The sequence below is a fragment of the Parabacteroides sp. AM08-6 genome (assembly GCF_003473295.1).
Taxonomy (GTDB): domain Bacteria; phylum Bacteroidota; class Bacteroidia; order Bacteroidales; family Tannerellaceae; genus Parabacteroides.
The window spans coordinates 89,554-101,044 of sequence record NZ_QRMP01000005.1 but is presented as its reverse complement, the minus strand read 5'-3'; the positions used below and the strand labels follow the sequence as shown (position 1 = coordinate 101,044).

Sequence of the window (11,491 nt, the reverse complement as noted above, 5' to 3'; positions counted from 1 at the left end):
ATGGACATTCTAATTTTAGGTGGAACGGGAGCCATAGGAAACCATCTCATAGCAACCCTTGCAAAAGCCGGTCACAACATAGACGTTACTTCACGTAAAAAACACGAAAACGAGGAGTCTATCCGTTACTTCCAAGGAGATGCACATGATGTAGAGTTCATAAAAGATATTTTAAGAAATAAACATTATGCTGCCATCTTTGACTTCATGATATACACAACATCAGAATTCAGGGAAAGGTATCGAATGTTCCTCGACAATACAGAGCAATACTTCTTCTTGAGTACATCGCGTGTCTATGCAGATGTTGCCATTATCCAAGAGACGACCCCGCGTTTACTTGATACTGTAAATGATATCGAATATCTGAACACCGACGAATATGCCATAGCTAAGGCCAGGCAAGAGAATATTCTCAACCAATCGGAAAGGAGAAACTACACTATCATCCGCCCGTACATAACATACAGCCGATACCGCCTCCAGTTAGGAGTTTTGGACAAAGATACATTCGTCCAACGCGCTTTAAACGGGCAATCCATAGTTGTGCCGCGAGACATCATGCAACATACTACAACGCTGACTTACGGTGCAGACGTAGCAAGCTGTATGGCCCGATTGATAGGAAACTCGAAAGCCATGGGAAATACATTCCACATAACCACAAATAAAGCAATAAAATGGATGGATGTACTGGAGATTTACATTTCCGCATTCGAAAAGAAAAAAGGTTTCCGCCCCAAAGTAAAGATAATCAGCCACTGTCCTCAATTATATACCGAGACGGAACGATACCAGGTAATCTATGACCGTTTGTACGACCGTTGCTTCGATAATTCAAAAATCATGGAAGCCATAGGAGGATTCGAGTTTACAGATTCCCGGAAAGGGTTAGCATCATGTATGGATGCATTTCTTGAAACTCCCCAATTCTCCGGTTTGGACAGTCGGTCGGAAGGTATACACGACCATTATAGCCGCGAATATACCTCACTGGCCAAATTTCCGACCATCAAACAAAAGATAAGATATTTACTTTATCGCACAGCTCCCATCATTATTGCCCGGTCAGTGCTATTCATAAAACATTTAAGACGTGAATTCCGCAAAAAAGGAGGCAGACAATAGACACACATCGGCCATGTTGCAGGGAAGAAGCTTTCCTCCTCCGTTCCGATACCGTCCAATACATTTTTATTAAAAAACTAGATTGTTAAAGTCAAAAATAAACTACTTTTGCGTTTCAACATAAAATTACATATCAAACATGATTTACTTGATAGAACCTTGTAAAGACCCTACCGGGCACTCCATTATATATTTGAACAGCCTACTTAAAATCAAAGGGACGCAGCATTTATGCAAGGATGTGGATTTAACAGTAATCCCGGGACACAAGAAACTTATGATTTTTAAATATTACATAGCGTTACGAAAACAACTGAAAGCCGTCCCAAAGGGGAATGTCGCTCACCTGCTGTATGCTGACATTTACTATAAAATACCGTTCGTCTGTTCAAGATTGCTGCACCGCAACAAAACCATTGCTACGATGCACTCTTTCCCCAAAGGAAAGCTTAAAAATTGGTTGATGAAAAATTTCTGCAAAAGAGTTGAAAGGGTAATTGTCCATTCCGAATATATCCAAAAACAAATGAATGCTATCGGTATCCACAATGTATCATACGTGGACTATCCGTCATTTTACGACTATAGCCAATTGTCTCCAAAGGATGAACTTAGGGCAAAATACGGCATCAAGCCCGACGATATAGTATTGACTGCCCTCGGAACCATACGGCAAGACAAAGGACTCGATATTCTATTGGAAGCATTCAGATATTGCAAATTATCCGTTAAGAATAAGATATTGCTGAATGTTGCAGGAAAAACCTATGACACATTTCTCCAAGAAAGTGATATCAGGGCCGTCTGCGATAAACACGGTATCCGTTCCCATTTAACCATCCGCCCCTTATCAGAAGAAGAATTCATGGAAAACGTGTGTATCTCAGACTATTTGGTCATGCCTTACCGGAAAAATATGACAGGCAACAGTGGACCAATGACCGAAGCCATCGTAAACCATATTCCATCAATTGTACCGGAGCAAAGTAACTTAGGTGCCATCGCAAAATCCTACAATGTAGGTATCTGCTTCGACCAAGAAGATGCTAAAAGTTTGGCGAAAACCATAGAAAGAGTAATTGAAGAGCCTCGGTCTTTGGATTTCACATACGCCGAAAAACTTCACGAACGTTGTTTTATCAAAACTTGCAAGGAATTATATCTGAAAATCATGAATACCACCGGTAAGGAAGAAAGAAATTAAAATGGAAGCCCTTTAACCTGGACTTCCATTAACAGTTATATCATTTATTTACATTAAATAATTCTATCATCCTATTTGCCACATAGGTATTTGATAGCTTATCCTTATATCGCAGACAATTTGCTACATAAAATTCATTATTAATAACCAAATCCTCCAAATCGTTAGAAGTCCAACCATCTTTAACAATCCCTAATTTGTTCATTTTCACATAAAAACTACTAGCAGGAACGGTATTTGTCAATACAGGAGTACCGGCAGCGATAGATTCAGGTATTGAAACCATATTCAAATCTCTTTCTGTATCAATCAATAATCCAAGAGATTCCGATACATGAACAGACAATTGACTATGCGATAAAAAGCCCAAAAACAATACATTTCCATTCAATCCTTCATTATTTACAAGCTGTTGCAAAAAACATTCCTGTTCCCCTCTACCTATAATCAACAATTTATAACTCTGATACCGTTCATCAGCTATAAAAGATTTAAAATTCAATATTATCCTATCAATTCTCTTTCGTTTTACTAATTGAGCAACAACCACAAATTGTTTTTTCTTATTTGCAGATGCTACAAACTTATCCAAATTAATACCATGTTCAACAAATTCAGAGACAACAAGCTTTGCATATTTTGAAATAAAAGTCAAAGCTTGTTTTGAGCGTGGAATAACACATGTCTTCCTATAAAAAACAGGAACTATTATATTGTACCAAAACAAAGATGGGATTTTGCATAATAACCGATTATGTTTTCCCAGCTCTTGCCATATAATAAGTTTTTCAGGAATAATCAATGAAGCTATAAAAGTATTAATCGAAAATGCTTCACTTGATATAACCAAATCGTAGCAAAGTTTCCTTTTTTTTAAAAAACCATATAAAGAAAGATGAAGAGGCAAAAGACCGACCTTAAAAATCAAAGTACATGAAGATTTCAAAAATATAAGCTCGAAATCATAAGTCTCATCTTCTATAGGCTTATACTCCTCTGCCGCAACTAATGTAACATTATGCCCTAATTTAACGAACCCCAAAGCGAAATTGTATATCATCGTATCTTTTATACTATTCACCCTCGGTATTTGATTATTCTCTGCCGTATACAATATTGAATTAAGAATCAATATATCCATCTTACTTCTTCAGTTTTTTCACTCTTCTATACTCATCAAACAAAGTTGAATATATTTTACAAGTTTCCAACCAAACAACAGGAACAACTAAAATAAAAAGAAGCATTCCAATAACTGCATATAACTTTCTGGGTCCTACCGGTTTCTTCTTAACATAAGCTGTTTCAATTACTCTTGCCCTATCTTTACTTTCACCGACAGAAAGCACCAAATCTTCACGTTTTTGTAAAAGAATCAGATACATCGCTTGATATATTTCCTGTTGACGTCTATAATTTATATATTCCCTTTCCAATGTCGGAACTGTACCCATTTTATCAAGAATCATCTTTTCCTTGCCTTTTAAATCATCTAGCGTTAAAGTCATACTTTTTTTAGCGTTACCTATTGACAGGAAAACACTTTCACGTAGTTGATCTACCTGCTTATTGATTTGTGCAATTAAAGGATTATCTCCTTTTGTACTTTGCAAAAGCTTCGCTCTTTCCAATAAAGCTTCATTATAAGTTACAACCGGACTGGATGTGCTTTCGCCATCACCGGAAGCCATCATGGCAGGAACCAGATTATATTTATTTTGAGGATCTTTAATATAAGCATCCAACAAATCTATTAAACGGGTTTGGGCTTCCAATTCTATAATCTTCACTTGCAAATCTTTCATTTGCTCTACATAGAATTGAACATCATATTCAATATCAGTCATCTTATTCTGAAGCTTGTATTTTTCAATTTTCATCTCAACCTCCGACAAATCCGATATGACTGTTTCCAAACGCTCATCCAAGAATCGAATGCTCTTTTCACTCTCCGTTCTCTTTACAGAATCTTCTTGGTTATTATAAACATCTATTAAGGTACGTAATAAATCAACTCCTCTTTTCCTTTCATAATCAGTACATGAAATATCCACAACATTAGCTCCTTTTGAAAAGTCATCGAAAAGTAATGTTTCCGATAACTCTTCCGCAACCGCTATAGCTGGAGATATTTCAAGTTTAAATGATAAAGGCTTTATCGCTTCTTTTCGATATGACAACACAAAAGAACCTTCTTTTATTTTTATTTCTGCAGGCAAAGATTTAAATTCAAAAGTATGTTTTTCTTCTTCTGTTTTTGTTTTCACCTTCACTCCTCCTGCATCATTTATATCAACATAAAATGTGACGGTATTTCCTAACGTTTCTTGCGTTGAAGAATCGGTTGTCAATAACAAGGGAGCATTCTCATACATTTTATAATCATACGCATACGGTTTATAATAGGATACATTCATTCCTAATTTTAGAACCACTTCTTTCAAAGTCGTTGTGGACATCAATTTGGCTAATTCATCATCCAACACTAAACCTGAACCGCTTATTCCTCCTAAACCAAAACTTTTCATCAATCCAACGGCATCCCCAACATTAAGTCCCGCACCGGTAGTTCCTTTATCTTCCAATAATTGGATTCTTGTCTTCATTTCATAGGTACGGGGCACCAAAACCAAATATAATATAGCCAGAATTAATGAAATTATACCGGCAACCAAAAAAACCTTCCAATGAAGAATATAGTCGATTATAATCTTTTTCAAGCTAATTGTTTCGTTATCTTGTTGAATAGATTCCATATGTTCAATTACTTTCTATTTAAATTAACAATTGTGATTACCATACTCGTTATAATTGAAACCGAGCTAATTAAGGATGTTAATACAGACATTGTAAATGAACGGTCTGAGCTTGTACGAGTACGTTGCTTGGTTTTTACAGGTTCCACATAAACAATATCATTCTGCTTCAAATAATAATATGGCGATGCAAATATTGCAGGGTCCGTTATGTCCAGCCGATGTGTTTCTTTCGTTCCATTGTTATCACGTATTACCAAAATGTTTTTTCGGTTGGCGGTCAATTGTAAATCTCCGGCCATTCCTATCGCATCTAAGATAGACACTCTATCATTTTTTATTGATAATGTACCCGGGCGGGAAACTTCTCCCATCATGGTTATTTTAAAGTTAAGCAATTGAACATTTACCAACGGATTTTCAACGTATTTCGATATCATCTCCTCCATTTTGTTTGCTAATTCCTGCCTTGTCAGTCCGGAAGCATGTACTTTACCCAAAACCGGGAAATTTATATATCCTTCTTGGTCCACTAAATAGGTATATAAATTCTGGGAGGCAGTTATAGGTTGTTCCCCCTGTGGAACAGTAGAATAAGCAAAGACAGGAGGATTAAAAGGAGTCACTGCGGCAGGATCCCAGGCTGTCACATTTATTGATAATAAATCGTCATTTGTAATTTTAGTTGTATAAGTTTGGCTCATTTCTGCAAGCCTCTCCGGTGTCACCTCGTCAATGCCCTGAAAGTAAACAACATCTTTAGGTGCTCTACAAGCACACATTAATCCACAGAAAAGGACAAACAAACAAAATTTCAATTTCATGCTATTATTAAGTATTTCAAAATTTAGAATTGCAAAGATACAATTTTCATACCAACCTGCCACTAAAAAGCACCTTATAAAAACTGTTACTGTTATAACGATGCATTTTTTAAGATATTGCTGCTTGGACAACAAAAAATATAGGATATTCTAGCATTTTCCTGTACTTTTGTACAAAATAAAGTGCTATGATAAAAATTGGGAAATATAATACACTGAAAATCGTCAAAGACCTTGATTTCGGAGTCTACTTGGATGGTGGAGATGGATTGGAAATATTATTGCCGGCACGTTACGTTCCAAAAAATGTAAAGCCGGGGGATGAAATTGAAGTCTTTATTTACCATGATAATGAAGGTAGATTGATTGCTACAACTGCCAAGCCGTTGGCTCAAGCCGAAGAATTCCAGTATATGGAAGTTAAATCCGTAAATAATACCGGAGCTTTTCTGGAATGGGGATTAATGAAAGATTTACTTGTTCCGTTTAAAGAACAAAAAATGCCTATGCGGGAAGGTAAATGGTATTTAGTCTACGTGCATGTAGATCATGTAACCGGCCGTATTGTTGCTTCTGCCAGAATAGATAAATATCTGGACAATGTGATTCCTGATTACACATTTAACCAAGAAGTCGACTTACTCGTTACGGACGAAACAGAAATTGGCTATAAAGTCATTATTAATAACCGACACTGGGGATTAGTCTATCACAATGAAGTGTTCTGCCGCTTGGAAAAAGGGGAACGCATAAAGGGATACATAAAAGAGGTTCGGGATGATGATAAAATTGATGTCAGTCTTACCCCGTTAGGCTATCAAAAAATAGATGGCATAGCCGGGGCCATTTTAGAATCACTGAAAGCACAAGGTGGTTTTATCGCCGTTCATGACAAAAGCGAACCAGATGTTATCTATTCTTTATTTCGATGCAGTAAGAAAGCGTTTAAACAAGCTATTGGCGCTTTATACAAACAGCATTTGATTAGTCTGGAAACAAATGGCATCAGGCTTATCAAGGAGTAAGCCCATTCACAATTTGATGTAAATAAAAAAACTACAGGTATCGGATGTTCGAACCTGTAGTTTTTATTTATATTCAACGCTTTTCCAATATGTCTTTTACATGATTTTTTAATATATGAAAAGCCGGGGCAGCCATTGACCCATGATCATATCCATCCAATTCATACAAATAAGTATATGAATGACCAGCCACTTTCATCATTCTCCAGAAATAAGCATTTTCTTCATAGCGACCTAGCATTTCCATTTCTCGGTCACCCGACACAATAACTAAAGGCGGTGCATCCGGACGAACATAATAAAGTGGTGCAAATTCATCGATGCTGGGTTGCGTATCTTTCATTCCTTTTGATTGGCGATAAGCAAAATGGCTAATCGCATGTCCACTAAATGGAATAAGCCCTGCGATAGAATCTGCATCTACAGAATATGCTTGTAACCATTTTTTGTCCAATCCTATCATATTAGTCAAATATCCTCCTGCAGAATGGCCTGATACAAAAATCTTATGCCGGCTCCCTCCATATTTTTCTATTTCACGGAAAGTCCAAGCGACAGCAGCAGCTGCATCATCGATACAAGCAGTAAAATCACATTTTGGGAGTAAACGATAATTCACTGCAACAACAGCTAGTCCGCTATTTTGCAATTCTACCGGAATAAATTTGCTTCCGCCGGATAGTCCACCTCCATGAAACCAAACAACTGTAGCAAAATCCTTCGTATTTTCCGGATAATAAATATCAAGTTTACAACGTTGTAGAGCATACTCATCACCTGTCGTTCTATACGAAATATCTTGAATCGTTTGATAATTTTGTTTTCCCTGAGCAAATGCTGCTATAAATAGGAACTGACAACATAACAATAAATAAAATTTTCTCATGGCTTCATTTTCTTATATCCTACAAAAGTAACAATATATTTTAGAATCAGAAAAGGAGTCAGCCCTTCGACCAACTCCTCTCTTTTCTTGTCTTCGCTTTCGCTTTTTTAAGACGGCGGCTATCTACTCTCCCACTTTTACGCAGTACCATCGACGTGGTTGGGCTTAACTTCTCTGTTCGGAATGGGAAGAGGTGGAACCCCAACGCTATAACCACCTGAATTTCTTTTTATTTCAAGATTTTTGACCGGACAACTCCAGAGTTCGTCTCGTAACGACTCTTTAGAGCTGATTGATGACTCGCACCATCAATCCTTAAGACGTATCAATCCTTCCTTTGATTGGAAAGTCTCGGGCTATTAGTACTACTCGGCTTCGACATTACTGCCCTTACACCTGTAGCCTATCGACGTCGTAGTCTACGACGACCCTTGAGGGATATCTAATCTTGGGGCTGGCTTCGTACTTAGATGCTTTCAGCACTTATCCAATCCAGACTTAGATACCCGGCGGTGCTCCTGGCGGAACAACCGGTAAACCAGTGGTCTGTCCAACACGGTCCTCTCGTACTAGTGTCAGAGCCCCTCAAATATCCTACGCCCACGATAGATAGAGACCGAACTGTCTCACGACGTTCTGAACCCAGCTCGCGTGCCACTTTAATGGGCGAACAGCCCAACCCTTGGGACCTTCTCCAGCCCCAGGATGTGACGAGCCGACATCGAGGTGCCAAACCGCTCCGTCGATATGAGCTCTTGGGAGCGATCAGCCTGTTATCCCCGGAGTACCTTTTATCCTTTGAGCGATGGCCCTTCCATGCGGAACCACCGGATCACTATGCTCTAGTTTCCTACCTGATCGAGTTGTCTCTCTCCCAGTCAAGCACCCTTATGCCATTACACTCTACGACCGGTTACCAATCGGTCTGAGGGTACCTTTAGAAGCCTCCGTTACGCTTTTGGAGGCGACCACCCCAGTCAAACTACCCACCATACAGTGTCCTCATTTCCACGAGTTAGAACTCAAACAATCAAAGGGCCGTATTTCAACGGTGACTCCACAAATACTGGCGTACCTGCTTCACGGTCTCCGGCCTATCCTACACATCAATTGCCCAAATTCAATGTAAAGCTATAGTAAAGGTTCACGGGGTCTTTTCGTCCCATCGCGGGTAATCGGCATCTTCACCGATACTACAATTTCACCGAGCTCACGGTTGAGACAGTGTCCAGATCATTACACCATTCGTGCAGGTCGGAACTTACCCGACAAGGAATTTCGCTACCTTAGGACCGTTATAGTTACGGCCGCCGTTTACTGGGGCTTCAATTCAGACCTTCTCTTGCGATGAGTCCTCCTCTTAACCTTCCAGCACCGGGCAGGTGTCAGGCTGTATACTTCATATTTCTATTTCGCACAGCCATGTGTTTTTGTTAAACAGTTGCCTGGACCTATTCTCTGCGCCCAGCCTTTCAGCTGGGACCCTTTATCCCGAAGTTACAGGGTCAATTTGCCTAGTTCCTTAACCGTGAATCACTCGAGCGCCTCAGTATTTTCAACCCAACTACGTGTGTCCGTTTACGGTACGGGTACTTTATGAATATGCTTAGCGGATTTTCTTGGGAGCCTGTTTACGTCCATTTTGCCTTGTGCAAGCACGCGGCATACTGTCAGGTTCGGCTCTGATTGCGGATTTGCCTACAATCATCAACGCCTACACCCTTTAACCACCTATTCCGTCAGATGGCAGGACTGTCACTTCTCCGTCTCCACATCGCTCCATAAAGTAGTATGGGAATATTAAACCATTCTTCCATCGGCATCGCCGTTCGGCTTAGCCTTAGGTCCCGACTTACCCTGATCCGATTAGCGTTGATCAGGAAACCTTAGTCTTTCGGCGAGGAAGTTTCTCACTTCCTTTATCGTTACTTATACCTACATTTGCTTTTCCATACGCTCCAGCAAGGGTTATCCCTCACCTTCGACGCCTATGGAATGCTCCCCTACCATGTGTTTACACATCCATAGCTTCGGTAAACAGTTTATGCCCGAGTATTATCCACGCCTGACTCCTCGACTAGTGAGCTGTTACGCACTCTTTAAATGAATGGCTGCTTCCAAGCCAACATCCTAGCTGTCTTTGCAGTCGGACTTCGTTAGTTCAACTTAACTGTTATTTGGGGACCTTAGCTGATGGTCTGGATTCTTCTCCTCTCGGACGCGGACCTTAGCACCCGCGCCCTCACTCCACGGTAATATATAGTACGCATTCGGAGTTTATCTGGACTTGATAGGCGGTGAAGCCCTCGCATCCAATCAGTCGCTCTACCTCATACTATACTAGCCGCAGGCTGCACCTAAATGCATTTCGGGGAGTACGAGCTATCTCCAAGTTTGATTAGCCTTTCACCCCTACCCTCAGTTCATTGGAACACTTTTCAACGTATACCCATTCGGACCTCCAGGTGGTGTTACCCAACCTTCATCCTGACCAAGGGTAGATCACTTGGTTTCGCGTCTACTCACAGTGACTAAGCCGCCCTTTTAAGACTCGCTTTCGCTTCGGCTCCATACCTGAAGTATTTAACCTTGCCACTGAAAGTAACTCGTAGGTTCATTATGCAAAAGGCACGCCGTCACACTTTTATGTGCTCCGACCGCTTGTAGGCAGACGGGTTCAGGGTCTATTTCACTCCTCTGTTCGAGGTTCTTTTCACCTTTCCCTCACGGTACTGGTTCGCTATCGGTCTCTCGGGAGTATTTAGCCTTACGGGATGGGCCCCGCTGTTTCACGCAGAATTTCTCGTGCTCCGCGCTACTCAGGATACCACTAGGCTTCGTCAGTGTTTCGTATACAGGGCTGTCACCTTATATTGCCGTTCTTTCCAAAACGTTCTACTTCACTGATGTCTTGCCACATCGTGGTCCTACTACCCCAATACTGCCTAGACAGCATTGGTTTGGGCTGTTCCGCGTTCGCTCGCCACTACTTGCGGAATCACTTTTGTTTTCTTCTCCTATGGGTACTTAGATGTTTCAGTTCCCCACGTTCGCCTCCCTTACGGGATGACAGGCCTTCTACCTGCCGGGTTGCCCCATTCGGAAATCCCGGTATCAAAGGTTATTTGCACCTACACCGGGCTTATCGCAGCTTATCACGTCCTTCGTCGCCTCCGAGAGCCAAGGCATCCACCGTCTGCCCTTGCTTACTTTCCTTATCAACGACACCGGCTTTTTTTCAAAAGCCCGTATCTCTTGGATTGATATATCTTCAGCTTGCTCTTTTTATTCGTTACTTATCTTTTTTGAAGTTGTCCAATACGTCAAAGATCTTTTTTATCTTTTTCAGGTTTTTGTGGAGAATACCCGATTCGAACCGTTGCCCCTCTGCGTGCAAGGCAGATGCTCTAGCCAGCTGCGCTAATCCCCCTTCTGGATTTCCCTTTTCGGGGTTTCGTGTAGTCCCAGGCAGAGTTGAACTGCCGACCTCTACATTATCAGTGTAGCGCTCTAACCAACTGAGCTATAGGACTGGCTTTTCTCTTTTTCTCCTGAAACTGACTTCTCTTAGCGCGGGATACGACTCCCTTTCAGCTTCATCTTTCTCTACTGGGTGTTACCAGTTTTAAGATCATATTTTTATACATATTCAACCGTAGTACAAGCAC

General features: G+C 40.5%; 7 protein-coding genes, 1 tRNA gene and 2 rRNA genes. 3 read left to right on the top strand and 7 right to left on the bottom strand.

Annotated features, from left to right (window positions below; all coding sequences use genetic code 11):
• Positions 1 to 1,128 (top strand): NAD-dependent epimerase/dehydratase family protein, encoded by a 1,128-nt coding sequence (locus DW103_RS05930; RefSeq protein WP_122274741.1) that lies wholly within the window; start codon positions 1 to 3, stop codon positions 1,126 to 1,128.
• 139 nt (positions 1,129 to 1,267) lie between these two features.
• The gene (locus DW103_RS05925; RefSeq protein WP_122274740.1) at positions 1,268 to 2,332 is read left to right on the top strand and encodes a glycosyltransferase; all 1,065 of its coding nucleotides are present in this window, start codon (positions 1,268 to 1,270) and stop codon (positions 2,330 to 2,332) included.
• A gap of 40 nt (positions 2,333 to 2,372) precedes the next feature.
• Here the strand turns inward: DW103_RS05925 and DW103_RS05920 are convergent, their stop codons facing one another.
• From DW103_RS05920 to DW103_RS05910, 3 genes are read right to left on the bottom strand one after another with little or no spacing between them, the layout of a single operon-like run.
• Positions 2,373 to 3,473 carry a glycosyltransferase gene (locus tag DW103_RS05920; RefSeq protein ID WP_122274739.1) on the bottom strand — a complete coding sequence of 367 codons (1,101 nt, stop codon included), beginning with the start codon at positions 3,471 to 3,473 and terminating at the stop codon, positions 2,373 to 2,375.
• 1 nt (position 3,474) lies between these two features.
• A complete protein-coding gene (locus tag DW103_RS05915) occupies positions 3,475 to 5,088 on the bottom strand; it encodes a tyrosine protein kinase (protein ID WP_122274738.1) in 1,614 nt (537 codons plus the stop codon).
• Between the two features lie 8 nt (positions 5,089 to 5,096).
• Positions 5,097 to 5,912 carry a polysaccharide biosynthesis/export family protein gene (locus DW103_RS05910; RefSeq protein WP_122274737.1) on the bottom strand — a complete coding sequence of 272 codons (816 nt, stop codon included), beginning with the start codon at positions 5,910 to 5,912 and terminating at the stop codon, positions 5,097 to 5,099.
• A 188-nt stretch (positions 5,913 to 6,100) separates the two neighbouring features.
• Here DW103_RS05910 and DW103_RS05905 point away from each other — a divergent pair, with 188 nt between their 5' ends.
• On the top strand, positions 6,101 to 6,937 hold the full coding sequence (locus DW103_RS05905; RefSeq protein ID WP_122274736.1) for a S1 RNA-binding domain-containing protein: 837 nt from the start codon (positions 6,101 to 6,103) through the stop codon (positions 6,935 to 6,937).
• Positions 6,938 to 7,010: 73 nt separating this feature from the next.
• Here DW103_RS05905 and DW103_RS05900 read toward each other — a convergent pair whose 3' ends face one another.
• The 4 genes from DW103_RS05900 to DW103_RS05880 form a co-directional block, all read right to left on the bottom strand.
• Positions 7,011 to 7,823: an alpha/beta hydrolase gene (locus DW103_RS05900; RefSeq protein ID WP_122274735.1), complete on the bottom strand. Its 813-nt coding sequence runs from the start codon at positions 7,821 to 7,823 to the stop codon at positions 7,011 to 7,013.
• Between the two features lie 110 nt (positions 7,824 to 7,933).
• Positions 7,934 to 8,044: ribosomal RNA gene (gene rrf / locus DW103_RS05895) — 5S ribosomal RNA — on the bottom strand.
• 119 nt (positions 8,045 to 8,163) lie between these two features.
• Positions 8,164 to 11,039, bottom strand: a 23S ribosomal RNA gene (locus DW103_RS05890).
• A 243-nt stretch (positions 11,040 to 11,282) separates the two neighbouring features.
• Positions 11,283 to 11,356: transfer RNA gene (locus DW103_RS05880), tRNA-Ile, on the bottom strand.
• Positions 11,357 to 11,491: the final 135 nt, after the last annotated feature.